Raw genomic sequence first — 15,429 nt, 5'->3', positions numbered from 1 at the left:
CTTATCTCAGGCTGCCGGCGTCCCGCGCGCCAGCAGCACCTTTCTCGCGACGGCGTAGCAGTCGTCCACGTGCGCGTTGCCGATCAGCTTCATCGCGCCAAAGCTGACCGACGCCGCCAGCGCCTGCCCCAGCAGCGGCACGAACTTCGCCGCCGACTTGGTCGCCAGCCGCAGCCCGACCCGCTGCAGCAGCTTCAGCAGCAGGGGGCGCGTCACCAGCTTGCCGATCAGCTCGCTGCCGATGCTGGTGATGGCCACCAGCAGGATCTTCTTCAGCTGCGGGTCCAGCGCCTCGATCTGCTCCGGGCTGAGGCCGAACTTGCGATTGATGGCCGGGATCATTTCCAGCAGCAGGCTGACATCGGCGCCGATGTCCAGCCCCGGCACCGGCAGCACCGCGGCGCCGGCGGAGAGGCCCGCGCGGCGGGTCACCATCGCCTTGCATTCGGCGCGCAGGGCGTCCAGTTCGGCCAGCGTGCGTGGCGGCATGATTGTTCCTTTCTGTCTCTGTTTCTATCTTCTGCGTGGGTGGCGCTGCGGCCAAGGTTGGCCGCAAGCCGTTAAGAAGCCCGGCTTGCCTGTCGTGGGTAAACAGAAGGACTTTACCGTGCCCAGCCAAGAACAAGAAAGCCTGCGGCCAACCTTGGCCGCGACTCTGGACAAGGAACATGCCAACCGCTTAGGATAAGCCTTCCCCTGTGTCGGGGGAGCGTCGCTCGGACGGATCCGGGCGCTTACGTTGAAGGACTTCCCATGTCAGCTACTGGCAAGCGCCGCTTTGCGCGCATCGATCGCCTCCCGCCCTACGTTTTCAACATCACCGCCGAACGCAAGATGGCCGCCCGCCGCCGTGGCGACGACATCGTCGACATGAGCATGGGCAACCCGGACGGCGCCACGCCGCCGCACATCGTCGCCAAGCTGACCGAGGCCGCGCAACGCCCCGACACCCACGGCTACTCCGCGTCCAAGGGCATCCCGCGCCTGCGCCGCGCGATCAGCCGCTGGTACCGGGAGCGCTACCAGGTGGACATCGACCCGGACAGCGAGGCCATCGTCACCATCGGTTCCAAGGAAGGGCTGGCGCACCTGATGCTGGCCACGCTGGACCGCGGCGACACCGTGCTGGTGCCGGACCCGAGCTACCCGATCCACATCTACGGCGCGGTGATCGCCGGCGCGCAGATCCGCAGCGTGCCGCTGGCGCCGGGCATCGACTTCTTCGCCGAGCTGGAAAACGCCATCCGCGGCAGCTATCCGAAGCCGAAGATGATCGTGATCGGCTTCCCGTCCAACCCGACCGCACAGTGCGTGGAGCTGGACTTCTTCGAGCGCGTGATCGCGCTGGCCAGGAAGCACGACATCTTCGTGGTGCACGACCTCGCCTACGCCGACATCGTGTTCGACGGCTGGAAGGCGCCGTCCATCATGCAGGTGCCGGGCGCCAAGGACATCGCGGTGGAGTTCTTCACCCTGTCCAAGAGCTACAACATGGCCGGCTGGCGCATCGGCTTCATGGTCGGCAACCCCGATCTGGTGGCCGCGCTGGCGCGTATCAAGAGCTACCACGACTACGGCACCTTCACCCCGCTGCAGATCGCCGCCATCGCCGCGCTGGAGGGCGACCAGCAGTGCGTGAAGGACATCGCCGCCACCTACCAGAAGCGCCGCGACGTGCTGTACAAGGGCCTGATGGAGGCCGGCTGGCAGGTGGAATTGCCGAAGGCGTCGATGTACATCTGGGCGCGCATTCCCGAGCACTACCGCAGCCTGGGTTCGCTGGCCTTCGCCAACCTGCTCTTGGACCAGGCCAAGGTATCGGTATCGCCGGGCGTCGGTTTCGGCGACTACGGCGACGAGTACGTGCGCTTCGCGCTGATCGAGAACGAGAGCCGCATCCGCCAGGCGATCCGCGGCATCAAGACCATGTTCCGCGCCGACGGCATCCTGCCGCCGGGCTGAGCGACTCCCCGGATGCGCCTTTGGCTTATCCGGGCTACCGGACCATGAAAAACGCCGCCCACACCGGGCGGCGTTTTTTGTTGCGGCCAACGTTGGCCGCAGACCAGACATCAGAACAGCTGCGGCTGGGTGTCGCCGAAGCGGCTGCGCTGCTCGTGCTGCAGCAGCCAGGCCTTGCGCTGCAGGCCGCCGCCGTAGCCGGTGAGGCTGCCGTCCTTACCGATCACGCGGTGGCAGGGCACGATGATGGCCACGCGGTTGGCGCCGTTGGCGCCGGCCACCGCGCGGATGGCCGCGGCATTGCCCAGCCGCTCGGCCTGCTGCTGGTAGCTGACGGTGTCACCGTAGGGAATGGTTTGCAGCGCGTCCCACACCTGCCGCTGGAAGGCGGTGCCGGGCAGGTGCAATGCCACCTCGAAGCGCTGGCGCGTGCCGGCGAAGTACTCGCCGATCTCGCGCTCGGCCTGGCGGGTGTGGTCGTTCTCGCCGGCGACGATGCGGGTATGCAGCAGGCGCTGCAGCTCGGCGAATTCGCGCTCGTTGCGCTGGCTGACGGCAAACTCCAGCAGGCACACGCCCTGTTCGCTGGCGCACACGAACATCGGGCCCAGCGGGCTGTGGAAACGGTGGAGCAGGATGGGAGCGGGTGGTGTGCTGTGCATGGTGTTGATGCCGGTGGCTTGTCTGAAACGGTGGCCCGGGCGCCGCCAACCGCGCCTCGCGGCCGACGCAGGCCGTACCCATGGTACGGCAAGTCGGGCCAGAGGGGGTTCGCGGCGCCAGGCCGCGGGGCCGGTCACGAGCGGACAGAAACAAGGCCCCGCGGTGCGGGGCCTTGCTGTCAGGCCGGTTGCTCGGTCGCCACCGCGGCCGGCTGCGGCTTGCGCTCGACGACCTCGATGAAGCGGAACTCGATCTCCTGCATCAGCTCGTCGATGCGGATGATCTGCAGCTTGATGCGGTCGCCGGCGGCCAGCTCCGGCAGGCCGGGGATGCGCTGGCGCATCGGCACACCGTCGATGCGCACCAGGTCTTCCTTGATGTAGCTGGCGGTCGGCTCACTGATGCCTTCCTGGCTGAACCAGCGCAGGCACCAGAAGTGCTCCATCCTGTCCTGGAAGCCGAGGTAGGCGCTGTAGGCGGCGTCGAAGTCGCGCAGCAGCGCGAACAGCATCGCGTCGCCCTGCGGGTATTGCGGCGTCTCGCCGCGGATCATCGCCACCAGCTGGCGCTGGTTGACGAAGTCCGACGCGCGGCGCAGCGGCGAGGTGCTCCACGCGTACTGCGCGACGCCGAGACCGATGTGCGGCTCCGGACGGGTGGTCATGCGCACCTTGCCCATGCTCTGCGCGCGGTACATGGCCGGGATGTCGGCCTCGGCCAGCATGCGGCCCCACTCGCTGTTGGCGAGGATCATCAGCTCGGACACCAGCTTGTCCATCGGCGAGCCGCGCTTGCGCACGCTGATGATCACCTTGCCGTCGACCACGTTGAAGTTGTAGTCCACCTGCGGCGGGCGGTTCGGGTCCGGGGTCTTGCCGCGGAAGGCCTCGCGCGCGTTGGCGAACTGCCACAGCCACACCAGCTCGCGCTTGAACGCGTAGTCGGGGCCGAAACCGTCTGCGGCCAACGTTTCTTCATTGAACACCTGCTCCAGCTGGTCGTGACGCAGGTTGGCCGCGATGTTGACGCGCTCGATGCGGTTGTCGAAGGCGACCAGCGAGAAGTCCGGCGCCACTTCCACGTACAGGCTCAGCGCCGGGCAGGCCTGGCCTTCCTGCAGCGTGAACTGCTGCACCACGTCGTCCGGCAGCATGGTGATCTTGTCGCCGGGGAAGTAGACGGTGGACAGCCGGTTGTGCACCAGCTTCTCGATGTCGGAACCGACCGCCACGCCCAGCGTCGGCGCCGCGATGTGGATGCCGACGCGGATGTTGCCGTTATCCAGCCACACCACCGACAGCGCGTCGTCGATCTCGGTGGTGGCGGCGTCGTCGATGGAGAAGGCGGCCACCTCGGACAGCGGCAGGTCGGCCGGCACGGTGGCCGGCGCGTAGTTGCCGAAGCCCAGCCCTTTCGGGAAGTGCTCCAGCTGGAAGCCGGCCATCAGGTAGTCCGGCACCGACGGGATGCCGCCGACGTGGTGCGCCAGGCGCAGCGGCGGCAGGCCGCTGGCGCGGCTGGCCTGGTCGAAGGCCTTGAATTCGAGGGTGTTCTTGTCCGGGCGGTACAGCAGCGGCATCAGGTGGCTGCGGATCGCGTCCGGCAGCGTGCCGGCGACCAGCCCGGCGGCCCAGGCGTCGACCTGCTCCTGTTCGCGCTTCTTGCGCTCGATGCCGGCCAGCGCCGCCTTCAGCGTCTCTTCCGGTGCCGACTTGAAGCGGCCCTTGGCCTTCTTGTAGAAGTACATCGGCGCCGCGTACAGCTTGATCAGGATGGCGGCCGATTCGGACGCGCTCGGCACGTGGCCGAAGTAGTCGGCGGCCAGGGTGTCGAAGCCGAATTCGTCGTCGCCGCAGCATTCCCACAGAAAGTCGACGTCGATGTCGGCCGCAATCGCCTCGGCCGCGGGCAGGAAGTCCTGCAGCGCGCTGGAAAACTCCAGGAACACGTTGGCGGCCTTGATCTTGGCGCGCTTGCCGTGCTGGGTGTCGACTTGCAGGCTGGCGTCATTGCGGGAGACGATGCTGCCCACCTTGAAGCTGCCGCTTTCTTCGTAAAAGACGTTCATGCTGGCTCTGCGGGACAGGCTCGCCCCGGATCGTAGGTGAAACCGGAAAGTATACCAGCAGCGCCCCCCATCCCGCCGTGCCATCGCACCGCGGTGTGGGTTTTGTCACGACACGCCGCCGCGCGTCGTCTTGTCCGCCAGCGGCAGCACGCCGAGCTGGTCCTTGATGGTCTGCATCACGATATAGGAACAGATGTCGCGCATGCCCGGCAGCTTGTTCAGCTTGTCGACGACGAAGGCGGAGAACGCCGCCAGATTGGCGCAGCGCACGTGCAGCATGTAGTTGCACGGCCCGGCGACGATGTAGGCGGCGGCGACCTCGTCGAAGGCCTGCACCTGCTGCAGGAAGCTGTCGTGCCAGTCGTCGCGGCTGCGGTCCAGACTGACCTGCACCATCGCCTCCAGCTCGAAGCCCAGCCGCGCCGCGTCCAGCTCGGCGCGGTAGCCGCGGATCAGGCCCGACTCCTCCAGCATGCGCACCCGGCGCAGGCAGGCCGACGGCGACAGCGCCACCCGGTCGGCCAGGTCCTGGTTGCTGAGCCGGCCGTTGTGCTGCAGCGCCGCCAGAATGCGCCAGTCGATCGCGTCCAGTTGCATTTGCAAGACTCCACGAAACAATCACCTTAAAAGTGAATATTCTGCGAAACAAGGCACTTTCACAATGCGAATTTGCAATTTTTCTGGAGATCGACGCTGCTAAGCTATGCTCATGGCTGCACCGTTGCGGCCAACCTTTCGCCACAAGGAGCCCTACCATGCACAGCCGTAACGCCTGCCTGCAGGCCGACCAGCAGGACCCGCTTGCCCGCTTCCGCCAGCAGTTCGCGCTGCCGGCCGACACCATTTACCTGGACGGCAATTCGCTGGGCGTGCTGCCGCACGGCGCGCTGGCGCGCAGCCAGCAGGTGATCGCCGAACAGTGGGGGCAGGGTCTGATCCGCAGCTGGAACGACGCCGGCTGGTTCGAGCTGCCCGCGCGGCTGGGCAACAAGCTGGCGGCGCTGCTGGGCGCCGGCGCCGACGAGGTGGTGGTCACCGACACCACCTCGCTCAACCTGTTCAAGGCGCTGGCCGCCGCGCTGCGCATCCAGCAGCAGGCGCATCCGGCGCGGCGGGTGATCGTGTCCGAGCGCGACAACTTCCCCACCGACCTGTACATGGCCCAGGGCCTGATCGACCTGCTGCAGCAGGGCTACGAGCTGCGCCTGACCGACGCGGCGCTGCCGCTGGAGGCGGCGCTGGGCGACGACGTCGCCGTGCTGCTGCTGTCGCACGTGAACTACCGCACCGGTGCCATGTACGACATGGCGGCGACCAACGCGCTTGCCCACCGCCACGGCGCGCTGACGATCTGGGATCTGGCGCACGCCGCCGGCGCGGTGCCGCTGGCGCTGAACGCTGCCGACGCCGACTTTGCCGTCGGCTGCACCTACAAGTACCTGAACGGCGGCCCCGGCGCACCGGCCTTCATCTGGGTGGCGCCGCGGCACCAGGACCGCTTCTGGCAGCCGCTGTCCGGCTGGTGGGGCCACGCGCGGCCGTTCGAGATGGGCAACGACTACCAGCCGGCCGGCGGCATCCGCCGCTTCCTGTGCGGCACGCAGCCCATCGTGTCGCTGGCGCTGCTGGAGTGCGGGCTGGACGTCGCGCTGCAGGCGGACATGGACGCGGTGCGGCGCAAGTCGCTGGCGCTGACCGACCTGTTCATCGCCCTGGTGGAACAGCGCTGCGGCGAGCATCCGCTGACGCTGATCACCCCGCGCGAGCACGCGCAGCGCGGCAGCCACGTCAGCTACCGCCACCCGCAGGGCTTTGCCGTGATGCAGGCGCTGATCGCCGCCGGCGTGATCGGCGACTACCGCGAGCCGGAAGTGCTGCGCTTCGGCGTCACCCCGCTCTACCTCGGCTACACCGACGTCTGGGACGCGGTCGACACCCTGAAGCGGATCCTCGACAGCGGCAGCTGGGATGCGCCGCAATTCCACCGCCGCGGCGCGGTGACCTGAGCCGGCGGCCGACCTTGTACAAACAAACAGGGCACCCGCGGGTGCCCTGTCCTGTGCTGCGTGGCCGGGGTGTTACACCGGGTCGGCCAGATACATCCGCACGCTGTGCTCCTCCAGCAGCTTCTTCAGGCTCTCCGGCGGCATCGCGTCGGTGTAGATGGCGTTGAATTCGCTGATGTGGCCCATGCGCACCAGCGCATTGCGGCCGAACTTGCTGTGGTCGGCGGCGAGGAAGCGGTGGCGCGCGTTGGCCATCATCGCCTGCGCCACGCGCACTTCGCGGTAGTCGAAATCAAGCAGCGAGCCGTCGGCCTCTATTCCCGACACCCCGATCACCGCGTAGTCGACCTTGAACTGGTTGATGAAGTCCAGCGTCGCCACCCCGGTGATGCCGCCGTCGGAGGCGCGCACCACGCCGGAGGTGATCATCACCGTGAAATCCGGGTTGGTGGACATGATGGAGGCGACGTGGATGTTGTTGGTGATCACGCGCAGCCCCTTGTGGGTGCCGGTCAGCGCCTGCGCCACCGCCTCGATGGTGGTGCCGATGCTCATGAACAGCGAGGCATGGTCGGGGATGTTTTCCGCGATCATGTCGGCGATGTGCGCCTTTTCGCTCTGCAGCTTGCCCTTGCGCGCGAAGTAATCCTCGTTCTCCACGCTGCTGCCCAGGGCGGCGCCACCGTGATAGCGGCGCAGCAGGTTGGCCTCGCACAGCTGATTGATGTCGCGGCGGATGGTCTGCGGGGTAACGTCCAGCAAGCGGGCGAGCTCTTCAATCGGCATAAAGCCGTTTTCGCGCACCAGCTGCAAAATCTTGTCGTGTCTGGGTGATCGGCTCATGGCAGCAAGTTCGTAAACGAAAATTACAGCTTAGTCTTTAACATAGTTGCTACACAAACCGCAACTTTTCGGCGCCACAAACGAACCATTTGCCATAAAAAGGCGCTGTCGCGGCGGGCGGGATGTTCCGCGCCGGCGCGCAGGCCGGCGCAGAGTGCGTCACCCACAGGGCGACGCACCTGGTGATGACGCGCGCAGGCCGCTCAGCGCAGGAAGTGCTGCGGCGGCCAGCCGTAGCGGAACAGGTCGACGCGGCCCTTGCCGTCCAGCTCGATGCCGTCCTGCTCCAGCAGCAGGCGCTGGTAGTCGGCGCCCTCGCTGCCCGGCCGCGCGATGCGGCCGCCGCTGCCGACCACGCGGAACCACGGCAGCGCCAGCTCCGCCGGCAGCCGCCCCAAGAGCGCGCCGACATGGCGCGCGTGGCGCGGGTAGCCGGCCAGCGCCGCCAGCGTGCCGTAGGTGCTGACCCTCCCCGGCGGGATGTCGCGCAGCGCGCGCAGCACCGCGTGCTCGAACTCCGGCGCCATCAGCCGTAGCGGCGGTCGGCAACGAAGGGGTTGCTGCGCCGCTCCTCTCCTATAGTGGTAAAGGGGCCATGGCCCGGCACCACCACCATGTCGTCCGGCAGCGCGAACAGCTTGCCGCGGATGGCGTCGATCAGTTGCTGGTGGTTGCCCATCGGGAAGTCGGTGCGCCCGATGCTGCCCTGGAACAGCACGTCGCCGACGATGCAAAGGTTGGCCGCATGACTGACGAACACCACATGACCCGGGGTGTGGCCGGGACAGTGCAGCACATCCAGCACTTCCTCGCCCACCGTCACCGTGTCGCCCTCTTCCAGCCAGCGCTCCGGCGTCAGCGGCTCGCTGCGCGGAAAGCCGAACATGGTGCCCTGGCTGGGCAGCTGGTCGAGCCAGAAGCTTTCCGCGCGCTGCGGGCCTTCGATCCGCACCCCCAGCGCGTCGGCCAGCGCGCGGGCGCCGCCGGCGTGGTCGATGTGGCCGTGGGTGAGCAGCAGCTTTTCCACCGTCAGGTCGTGCTCGCGCACGAAGGCCAGAATGCGGTCGATGTCGCCGCCGGCGTCGACCACGGCGGCACGGCGGGTGACGTCGCACCAGATCACGGAACAGTTTTGCTGGAACGGCGTCACCGGGACGACTTGCAGTTGCAGGGACATGGCAGGCATCACTTGAAGGAAATCGGTCACGCGATTGTGGCACGGGCGGGCGGTGCGGCCAACCTTGCCGCCGCCGGCAAGCCCCTGCGCCCGGTGTTGGTAATCCACCCCTTACAGCGCTGTAGTCGGTTGAGTACATCGCCCGTTGCGGCAACGATGTCACACATCGGGACGCGGCCTTGCGTCCGGCCAAACACATAACGAGGAGTCATCATGGCACTGAAACTGGCAATTAACGGCTATGGCCGTATCGGTCGCATGGTACTGCGTGCCTGGCAGGAACGCTTCGCCGAGCAGGATATTGAAATCGTTGCCATCAACGATCTGGGCAATCCGGAACTGCACGCCCACCTGACCAAGTACGACTCCATCCACGGCCCGTTCCCGGGCAGCGTGGAACTGGCCGGCGACAAGCTGGTGATCAACGGCAAACCGATCCAGCTCTTGTCGGTCCGCAACCCGGCCGAGCTGCCGTGGGGCGAGATGGGCGTGGACATCGTGCTGGAATGCACCGGCATCTTCACCAAGCGCGACAAGGCCGGCCTGCACCTGCAAGCCGGCGCCAAGAAGGTGCTGATCTCCGCGCCGGCCGACGACGCCGACGCCACCATCGTCTACGGCGTCAACCACGACACCCTGCGCAGCGAGATGAGCATCGTCTCCAACGCCTCTTGCACCACCAACTGCCTGGCGCCGCTGGTGAAGCCGCTGAACGACGCCATCGGCGTCGCCCACGGCCTGATGACCACCGTGCACTCCTACACCAACGACCAGGTGCTGCTGGATACCGAACACAGCGACCTGCGCCGTGCCCGTTCCGCCGCGCTGTCGATGATCCCGACCAAGACCGGTGCCGCCGCCGCGGTGGGCCTGGTACTGCCGGAGCTGAAAGGCAAGCTGGACGGCTTCGCCGTGCGCGTGCCGACCGCCAACGTGTCGCTGGTGGACCTGACCTTCACCGCCCAGCGTGACACCAGCGTGGCCGAGGTGAACGAGATCGTCACCGCCGCCGCGGGTGGCGCGCTGAAGGGCGTGCTGGCGGTGAACACCCTGCCGCTGGTGTCCATCGACTTCATGCACAACCCGGCGTCCAGCGTGTTCGATGCCTCGCTGACCCGCGTGATCGAAGGCCGCCAGGTGAAGGTGCTGTCCTGGTACGACAACGAGTGGGGCTTCTCCAACCGCATGCTGGACACCGCACGCGCCTGGGCTGCCGCCAAGTAATTCCCCGGCGCCCGTGTGGAGACGGGCGCCTCGCTCTTTGGTTCTGTTGCTTCTTCGTGCATAAATCGTTTGCCTGCCCGTCATCGGGCAGGCTTTTTTACGTCTATGCTCAAACCTGCCGGTGCGGAAGCTTCCGCCGCCGGCACGGCCCGTACGGCACCAGCCATGACCCTGCACCGCCTGCCCGGCCAGGCCGGCCGCACCGCGTACGGTGCCGGAACTTGCGCTTTTCCACGTCGTGATGTTCGTCCAAGGAGGTAGTCATGCCCGATCAGACCCTTAACGCCGAGAAAGAACAACTGCTGGCCGATGTGCGCAGCGTGCTCAACCACACCGAGGAGCTGCTGGCCGGCGCCGGCGAGGAAGGCGGTGCCAAGGCGCAGGAGCTGCGCAACAAGCTCGGCGCCAACCTGAAACTGGCCAAGGAGCGGCTGCTGGAGGCGGAAAAGCTGACGGTGGCCAAGGCCCGCGCCGCGGCCAAGGTAACCGACCAGTACGTGCACGAACACCCGTGGAAAGCGATCGGCATCGCCGCCGCCATCGCCTTCCTGCTCGGCCTGCTGGTGTCGCGCCGCTGATGGCGGACACGCCCCCGCGTCCGGGCAGCCTCGCCTCGCTGCTGCACGGGCTGGTCGCGCTGCTGTCCAGCCGCGCCGAACTGGCGCGGCTGGAGTGGCAGGAACAACAGGAGCGCCTGCTGCTGCAGACCATGCTGGCGGGGCTGGCGGTGGTGCTGCTGCTGGCGGCGCTGATCGCGCTGCTGCTGTTCGTGGCGCTGGTGACGCCGGCGGCGTGGCGCGCCACGGTGATGGGGGTGCTCGCGCTGCTGCTGGCCGGCAGCGGCATCGGCCTGCTGCTGGCGCTGCGGCGGCGGGCGGAACGCGCGCCGGCGGCGTTCGCCTGCACGCTGCAGGAGCTGCGCAAGGACTGGCAGGCGCTGTCCGGCAAGGAGCCGCCATGACACGGGCGCAACGCGAACAGCGCAAGCAGTTGCTGCTGCTGAAGGGCGAGCTGCTGCGCATGCAGCTGGCGCTGGAGACCGAACGCTGGCGCCAGCCGGCGCAGCTGCTGCGCGAGGGCGTCACCCTGTTCGGCACGCCCGCCGCCGGCGGCCTGCTCGGCAGCGCGCTGTTGCTGCTGCGCCACGGCAGGCTCAGGCGCTGGCTGAAGTGGCTGCTGGCCCTCCTCGGCCTGTGGCGGCTGCTGCGGCGCTGACGGTAACGCCGGCCGGCGGCGGCCGGTTTCCCGCGACGCCACCGGCGGCTATTCCTCGTCGCGCCAGCCCGGCATCCGCGCGCCGACCGGCACGTCGATCACGATCGAGGTCTTGGTGTCGCCGTACTGCATCAGCCGCGCGATCACCTGCTGCAGGGTGGCCATATTGTCGACCGCCACCTTGATCATCAGCCCGCTGCTGCCGGTGATCGAGTAGCACTCGGTGATCTCCGGCATCGTCTTCAGCGTCTCCAGCACGCCGTAGTATTCCAGGTTTTTCACCGTCAGCTCGATCAGGCACTGGATCGGGTAACCCAGCTTTTCCGGGTTGATTATTGCCCGATAGCCGGATATGACACCGGAACGTTCCAGTTTTTCCACTCTTTCGGCAACGGCCGGCGCGGACAGGCTGACGCGCCGCGCCAGTTCGGCGTAGCTGAGGCGGGCGTTTTCATGCAGTGCAGCAACGATTTTGCGGTCAAACTTGTCCATACCGTGGATTCGAAAGTAAATTTGCCAAAAATAAATTGTATACAAGGAACATCGACAATAAAACCTTTGATTTCCTGTTATCGACCGGCAACAAGCCACGTACAATTCGCCCCGTGTTGGCAGTAGCGGGTCCGCGCCCGAGGCTGTCGACCTCTGGATACGTATGAGGGTGTCGGTGTCCCTGGCATCTTTGAACTGTTCTGGTGATCTCTTTGTCCCTGGTCTTTGTGTTTGTGGCCCGACTGGCCGCAAACCGACCCTTAGTCGCCTGTCCCTCACCGGACAGGCGTTTTTTTTTGCGCCGCGCGCCCCCGCGCCCCCGCGCCACCCTGCCCGCCCGTCCGCCATCGCAACGATCGCGCGCCTTCCCCGCCCCGCACCGCCCTATCTCGCCAGCCCTTAATCCAGATCAATCCGCTGCCGCCGCCCGTTGACGACAATACGAAGCATTCTCCTTTGTGGTCGCACACCGCGGCGAGCGCCGGTCTTGCTGCCGGCGCGAGGGCTTGCGGCCAACCTTGCCCGCCACAGTGGCTTGCCGACAACAGGAAAAGTTCGCATTTAAGTTTTTATTAAGATTCGCGCTGCTCTAATGGCGCCCCCTCCGCAAAGGAACCCGTGATGAAGAAAAGCATGATCCCGGCGCTGGCCCTGCCCGTGCTGCTTGGCCTCAGCCTGTCGGCCCAGGCGCTGGAATACCCGATCGGCAAGCCGCAGCTGAAAGGCGGCATGGAGATCGCCGCCGTCTACCTGCAGCCGGTGAAGATGGAACCGGACGGCATGATGCGCAAGGCGGAACAGTCCGACATCCACCTCGAGGCCGACATCCACGCCACCGCCGGCAACAAGAACGGCCTGGCCGAGGGCGACTGGGTGCCCTACCTGCTGATCAAGTACGAGATCAGCAAGGCCGGCGCCAAGGACGTGATCAAGGGCGACTTCATGCCGATGGTGGCCTCCGACGGCCCGCACTACGGCGACAACATCAAGCTGCAGGGCCCGGGCAAGTACAAGCTGAAGTACACCATCCTGCCGCCCAGCATGAACCCGCACGCCCACTTCGGCCGTCATGTCGACAAGGAAACCGGCGTCGCGCCGTGGTTCCAGCCGATCGAGCTGAACTACGAATTCACCTACGCCGGCATCGGCAAGAAGGGCGGCTACTAAGCCCCCCAAGGAGTCCCCCCATGCGTGCACGCCATATCCTGCCGCTGCTGGCCCTGCTGCTGGCCGGCACCGCCCACGCCGAGGCATTGCCGGTGTTCCGGCTGGAGCTGAACGACGGCCAGCTGAAGCCGGCACGGCTGCTGGTGCCGGCCGGCAAGCGCTTCAAGATCGAGATCTTCAATCGCGGCAAGACGCCGGTGGAGTTCGAAAGCCTGCAGCTGCGCAAGGAAAAGGTGCTGGCTCCCGGCGCGCAGAGTTTCGTGGTGTTCAACCCGCTCAGCGCCGGCGAGTACAAGTTTTTCGACGAATTCCACATGGCGACGGCACAGGGCGTGCTGGTCGCGAAGTAAGGGGCCGGCGCGATGGAACAGGTGTTGTTTATCGTCTGGCGCGAGAGTGTGGAAGCGATGCTGGTGATCGGCATCCTGCACGCGTGGTTGTCGCAGAACCCGGCCGCCGGCGGTAAGCGCTGGCTGTGGGGCGGCGTGCTGGCCGGGCTGCTGCTGGCCGCGCTGCTGGCGCTGGGGCTGTTCGCCGCCAGCGAGCTGTTCGGCAGCTACCAGGAGCTGTTCCAGGCGGCGATGGTGTTCAGCGCCGCGGCGCTGATCGTGCACATGGTGTTGTGGATGCGCGAGCACGGCCGCAGCCTGAAGCGCGAGCTGGAGGCCGGCCTCGCCGCCAGCCGCGCGCGCCATAACGGCTGGGGCATCCTGCTGCTGGTGGCGCTGGCGGTCGGCCGCGAAGGCAGCGAAACCGTGGTCTTCCTGTACGGCACGCTGTCCGGCAGCGAGGGCGCCGCGCTGTGGCCGCTGCTGCTGGCCGGGATCGCCGGCTTCCTGCTGGCGCTGCTGTCGTTCTGGCTGCTGCAGCTGGGCGGGCGCTACCTGTCGTGGCGGCTGTTCTTCCGCGCCACCGAGATCATGCTGCTGTTGCTGGCGGCGGCGCTGTTCACCAGCGGCGTCGACAAGCTGATCTCGCTGGACATCCTGCCGGCGCTGGTCGATCCGCTGTGGGACAGCTCGGCGCTGCTGGACGACATGAGCGCCAGCGGCGGCGTGGTGTCGGCGCTGACCGGCTACCGCGCCCACCCGGCGCTGATTACGCTGCTGGCCTACGCCGGCTACTGGCTGGCGGTGCTGGCGCTGATGCGCTGGCGCGGCCGCCGCGTGGCGACAAGGTTGGCCGCATGAAAGCGCACGACTGCACTGCGGCGGTCGCCGCGCGGCCGTGGCTGGCGCGGGTCGGCGACCGCCTGCGGCGGCACGCGCCGCTGATCCGCCGCCTGCAGTGGCTGGTGGTGGCGGTGTACCTGCTGCTGATCGTGCTGCCGGTGCTGACGCCGCTGCCGGACGAAACCGCGCACCTGTGGAACCACGTCACCCTGATCGCGCAGTTTGCGTTCTGGGGCATCTGGTGGCCGTTCGTGCTGCTGTCCATGGTGCTGTTCGGCCGGCTGTGGTGCGGCGTGCTGTGCCCGGAGGGCGCGCTGTCGGAATGGGCGGCCCGCCACGGCAAGGCGCGGCCGATTCCGCGCTGGCTGCGCTGGCCGGGCTGGCCGTTCACCGCCTTCGTGCTGACCACGGTGTACGGCCAGATGGTCAGCGTCTACCAGTATCCGCAGGCGGTGCTGCTGGTGCTGGGCGGCTCCACCGTCGCCGCGGTGTGGGTCGGCTACTACTACACCCGCGGCAAGCGCGCCTGGTGCCGCTACCTGTGCCCGGTCAACGGCGTGTTCGCGCTGCTGGCCAAGCTGGCGCCGCTGCATTTCCGCGTCAGCGAGCAGGCGTGGCAGGCGTCGCTGGACCACAAGCGCGTGCTGCCGATCAAGGCGGTGGACTGTGCGCCGCTGCTGCCCATCCGGCAGATGCAGGGCGCCAGCGGCTGTCACATGTGCGGCCGCTGCAGCGGCCACCGCGACGCGGTGACGCTCGGCGCCCGTTCGCCGGCCGACGAGGTGGTGCGCCTCGGCGCGCACGACGCCGACGGCTGGCAGAGCGCGCTGATCCTGTTCGGCCTGCTCGGCGTCGCCATCGGCGCCTTCCACTGGAGCGCCAGCCCGTGGTTCGTCACCCTGCGCACCGCGCTGGCGGAGTGGCTGATCGAGCGCGACCTGCTGTGGCCGCTGGACGCCGACGCGCCGTGGTGGCTGCTGACCAACTACCCGCTGCGCAACGACGTGTTCAGCTGGCTGGACGGCGGCCTGCTACTGGCCTACATCGCCGCCACCGCCATCGCGCTGGGCGGGCTGTGCAGCCTGCTGCTGGCGGCGGCGGTCGCCTGCCACGGCTGGCAGCGGCAGCGCTTCCACCACCTGGTGCAGGCGCTGATCCCGCTGGCCGGCTGCGGCGTATTCCTCGGCCTCACCACCGTCACCCTCAGCCTGCTGCGCAGCGAGCACATCGTGTGGCCGTGGGTCGGCGACGCGCGGCTGCTGCTGTTGCTGGTCGCCAATGGCTGGTCGCTGTGGCTGGCGGCGCGCATCGGCGCCGGCTGGCAGCGCAGCCGGCTGCGGCAGGCGCTGGCGCTGCTGCCGTTCTGCGCCGCGCTGCTGTGGATAGACAGCGCCTGGGGCTGGCTGTTCTGGTGGTGGTAGCCGGCCGTGCAGCCGGATG

General features: G+C 67.5%; 18 protein-coding genes. 10 read left to right on the top strand and 8 right to left on the bottom strand.

The features are described 5' to 3' along the window. Positions 1-6: 6 nt before the first annotated feature. Positions 7-489, bottom strand: coding sequence for a hypothetical protein (locus tag IE100_RS06225; protein ID WP_189373241.1), 483 nt, complete (start codon positions 487-489; stop codon positions 7-9). 264 nt (positions 490-753) lie between these two features. On the opposite strand from IE100_RS06225, the gene alaC reads away from it, so the two are divergent. Next, complete coding sequence (alaC, locus tag IE100_RS06220; protein WP_189373240.1) at positions 754-1,962, top strand: alanine transaminase; 1,209 nt, start codon at positions 754-756, stop codon at positions 1,960-1,962. A 110-nt stretch (positions 1,963-2,072) separates the two neighbouring features. On the opposite strand, the gene IE100_RS06215 is transcribed toward alaC, so the two are convergent. The 3 genes from IE100_RS06215 to IE100_RS06205 all read right to left on the bottom strand — a co-directional run bounded on the left by IE100_RS06215 (position 2,073) and on the right by IE100_RS06205 (position 5,290). Then, positions 2,073-2,624: a methylated-DNA--[protein]-cysteine S-methyltransferase gene (locus tag IE100_RS06215; protein WP_189373239.1), complete on the bottom strand. Its 552-nt coding sequence runs from the start codon at positions 2,622-2,624 to the stop codon at positions 2,073-2,075. Between the two features lie 179 nt (positions 2,625-2,803). Further along, entirely contained in the window at positions 2,804-4,693 is a 1,890-nt protein-coding gene (locus IE100_RS06210) for a ribonuclease catalytic domain-containing protein (RefSeq protein ID WP_189373238.1), read from the bottom strand. A 105-nt stretch (positions 4,694-4,798) separates the two neighbouring features. Beyond that, positions 4,799-5,290 carry an Lrp/AsnC family transcriptional regulator gene (locus tag IE100_RS06205; RefSeq protein ID WP_189373237.1) on the bottom strand — a complete coding sequence of 164 codons (492 nt, stop codon included), beginning with the start codon at positions 5,288-5,290 and terminating at the stop codon, positions 4,799-4,801. A 158-nt stretch (positions 5,291-5,448) separates the two neighbouring features. Here IE100_RS06205 and kynU point away from each other — a divergent pair, with 158 nt between their 5' ends. Then, entirely contained in the window at positions 5,449-6,699 is a 1,251-nt protein-coding gene (gene kynU / locus IE100_RS06200; protein WP_189373236.1) for a kynureninase, read from the top strand. A 72-nt stretch (positions 6,700-6,771) separates the two neighbouring features. Here the strand turns inward: kynU and IE100_RS06195 are convergent, their stop codons facing one another. From IE100_RS06195 to IE100_RS06185, 3 genes are all read right to left on the bottom strand, one after another. Continuing rightward, positions 6,772-7,542: a DeoR/GlpR family DNA-binding transcription regulator gene (locus IE100_RS06195; protein WP_189373235.1), complete on the bottom strand. Its 771-nt coding sequence runs from the start codon at positions 7,540-7,542 to the stop codon at positions 6,772-6,774. A 203-nt stretch (positions 7,543-7,745) separates the two neighbouring features. Further along, positions 7,746-8,069: an MGMT family protein gene (locus IE100_RS06190; RefSeq protein WP_189373234.1), complete on the bottom strand. Its 324-nt coding sequence runs from the start codon at positions 8,067-8,069 to the stop codon at positions 7,746-7,748. Further along, positions 8,069-8,719: an MBL fold metallo-hydrolase gene (locus IE100_RS06185; protein WP_229800258.1), complete on the bottom strand. Its 651-nt coding sequence runs from the start codon at positions 8,717-8,719 to the stop codon at positions 8,069-8,071. The genes IE100_RS06190 and IE100_RS06185 overlap by 1 nt, the downstream gene beginning before the upstream one ends. A gap of 213 nt (positions 8,720-8,932) precedes the next feature. Between IE100_RS06185 and gap the strand changes: the two genes are divergently transcribed. The 4 genes from gap (at position 8,933) to IE100_RS06165 (ending at position 11,158) form a co-directional block, all read left to right on the top strand. Further along, the gene (gap, locus tag IE100_RS06180) at positions 8,933-9,943 is read left to right on the top strand and encodes a type I glyceraldehyde-3-phosphate dehydrogenase (protein ID WP_189373233.1); all 1,011 of its coding nucleotides are present in this window, start codon (positions 8,933-8,935) and stop codon (positions 9,941-9,943) included. 263 nt (positions 9,944-10,206) lie between these two features. Then, positions 10,207-10,521, top strand: a complete 315-nt coding sequence (locus tag IE100_RS06175) for an ElaB/YgaM/YqjD family protein (RefSeq protein ID WP_189373232.1) — start codon at positions 10,207-10,209, stop codon at positions 10,519-10,521. Continuing rightward, a complete protein-coding gene (locus IE100_RS06170) occupies positions 10,521-10,904 on the top strand; it encodes a phage holin family protein (protein WP_189373231.1) in 384 nt (127 codons plus the stop codon). The genes IE100_RS06175 and IE100_RS06170 overlap by 1 nt, the downstream gene beginning before the upstream one ends. After that, complete coding sequence (locus IE100_RS06165; RefSeq protein ID WP_189373230.1) at positions 10,901-11,158, top strand: hypothetical protein; 258 nt, start codon at positions 10,901-10,903, stop codon at positions 11,156-11,158. Before IE100_RS06170 ends, IE100_RS06165 begins: the two co-directional genes overlap by 4 nt. 48 nt (positions 11,159-11,206) lie before the next feature. On the opposite strand, the gene IE100_RS06160 is transcribed toward IE100_RS06165, so the two are convergent. Further along, a complete protein-coding gene (locus IE100_RS06160) occupies positions 11,207-11,650 on the bottom strand; it encodes an Lrp/AsnC family transcriptional regulator (RefSeq protein WP_189373229.1) in 444 nt (147 codons plus the stop codon). A 621-nt stretch (positions 11,651-12,271) separates the two neighbouring features. On the opposite strand from IE100_RS06160, the gene IE100_RS06155 reads away from it, so the two are divergent. Genes IE100_RS06155 through IE100_RS06140 form a run of 4 tightly spaced genes read left to right on the top strand, consistent with a single transcriptional unit; the run spans position 12,272 to position 15,410 of the window. Continuing rightward, complete coding sequence (locus IE100_RS06155; protein ID WP_229800257.1) at positions 12,272-12,817, top strand: iron transporter; 546 nt, start codon at positions 12,272-12,274, stop codon at positions 12,815-12,817. A gap of 20 nt (positions 12,818-12,837) precedes the next feature. Next, positions 12,838-13,167, top strand: a complete 330-nt coding sequence (locus tag IE100_RS06150) for a cupredoxin domain-containing protein (RefSeq protein WP_189373228.1) — start codon at positions 12,838-12,840, stop codon at positions 13,165-13,167. Between the two features lie 12 nt (positions 13,168-13,179). Beyond that, a complete protein-coding gene (locus IE100_RS06145; RefSeq protein WP_189373227.1) occupies positions 13,180-14,007 on the top strand; it encodes an FTR1 family iron permease in 828 nt (275 codons plus the stop codon). After that, the gene (locus IE100_RS06140; RefSeq protein WP_189373226.1) at positions 14,004-15,410 is read left to right on the top strand and encodes a 4Fe-4S binding protein; all 1,407 of its coding nucleotides are present in this window, start codon (positions 14,004-14,006) and stop codon (positions 15,408-15,410) included. Before IE100_RS06145 ends, IE100_RS06140 begins: the two co-directional genes overlap by 4 nt. Positions 15,411-15,429 lie beyond the last annotated feature (19 nt).

Source organism: Vogesella alkaliphila, assembly GCF_014652475.1.
GTDB lineage: Bacteria > Pseudomonadota > Gammaproteobacteria > Burkholderiales > Chromobacteriaceae > Vogesella > Vogesella alkaliphila.
This window is presented reverse-complemented; position numbering and strand designations above follow the sequence as displayed.

What these genes read in the sequence shown, in the direction of transcription:
- IE100_RS06225 (WP_189373241.1), bottom strand. Translation starts at nt 489, where the DNA reads ATGCCGCCACGCACGCTGGCCGAACTGGACGCCCTGCGCGCCGAATGC.
- alaC (WP_189373240.1), top strand. Translation starts at nt 754, where the DNA reads ATGTCAGCTACTGGCAAGCGCCGCTTTGCGCGCATCGATCGCCTCCCG.
- IE100_RS06215 (WP_189373239.1), bottom strand. Translation starts at nt 2,624, where the DNA reads ATGCACAGCACACCACCCGCTCCCATCCTGCTCCACCGTTTCCACAGC.
- IE100_RS06210 (WP_189373238.1), bottom strand. Translation starts at nt 4,693, where the DNA reads ATGAACGTCTTTTACGAAGAAAGCGGCAGCTTCAAGGTGGGCAGCATC.
- IE100_RS06205 (WP_189373237.1), bottom strand. Translation starts at nt 5,290, where the DNA reads ATGCAACTGGACGCGATCGACTGGCGCATTCTGGCGGCGCTGCAGCAC.
- kynU (WP_189373236.1), top strand. Translation starts at nt 5,449, where the DNA reads ATGCACAGCCGTAACGCCTGCCTGCAGGCCGACCAGCAGGACCCGCTT.
- IE100_RS06195 (WP_189373235.1), bottom strand. Translation starts at nt 7,542, where the DNA reads ATGAGCCGATCACCCAGACACGACAAGATTTTGCAGCTGGTGCGCGAA.
- IE100_RS06190 (WP_189373234.1), bottom strand. Translation starts at nt 8,069, where the DNA reads ATGGCGCCGGAGTTCGAGCACGCGGTGCTGCGCGCGCTGCGCGACATC.
- IE100_RS06185 (WP_229800258.1), bottom strand. Translation starts at nt 8,719, where the DNA reads ATGTCCCTGCAACTGCAAGTCGTCCCGGTGACGCCGTTCCAGCAAAAC.
- gap (WP_189373233.1), top strand. Translation starts at nt 8,933, where the DNA reads ATGGCACTGAAACTGGCAATTAACGGCTATGGCCGTATCGGTCGCATG.
- IE100_RS06175 (WP_189373232.1), top strand. Translation starts at nt 10,207, where the DNA reads ATGCCCGATCAGACCCTTAACGCCGAGAAAGAACAACTGCTGGCCGAT.
- IE100_RS06170 (WP_189373231.1), top strand. Translation starts at nt 10,521, where the DNA reads ATGGCGGACACGCCCCCGCGTCCGGGCAGCCTCGCCTCGCTGCTGCAC.
- IE100_RS06165 (WP_189373230.1), top strand. Translation starts at nt 10,901, where the DNA reads ATGACACGGGCGCAACGCGAACAGCGCAAGCAGTTGCTGCTGCTGAAG.
- IE100_RS06160 (WP_189373229.1), bottom strand. Translation starts at nt 11,650, where the DNA reads ATGGACAAGTTTGACCGCAAAATCGTTGCTGCACTGCATGAAAACGCC.
- IE100_RS06155 (WP_229800257.1), top strand. Translation starts at nt 12,272, where the DNA reads ATGAAGAAAAGCATGATCCCGGCGCTGGCCCTGCCCGTGCTGCTTGGC.
- IE100_RS06150 (WP_189373228.1), top strand. Translation starts at nt 12,838, where the DNA reads ATGCGTGCACGCCATATCCTGCCGCTGCTGGCCCTGCTGCTGGCCGGC.
- IE100_RS06145 (WP_189373227.1), top strand. Translation starts at nt 13,180, where the DNA reads ATGGAACAGGTGTTGTTTATCGTCTGGCGCGAGAGTGTGGAAGCGATG.
- IE100_RS06140 (WP_189373226.1), top strand. Translation starts at nt 14,004, where the DNA reads ATGAAAGCGCACGACTGCACTGCGGCGGTCGCCGCGCGGCCGTGGCTG.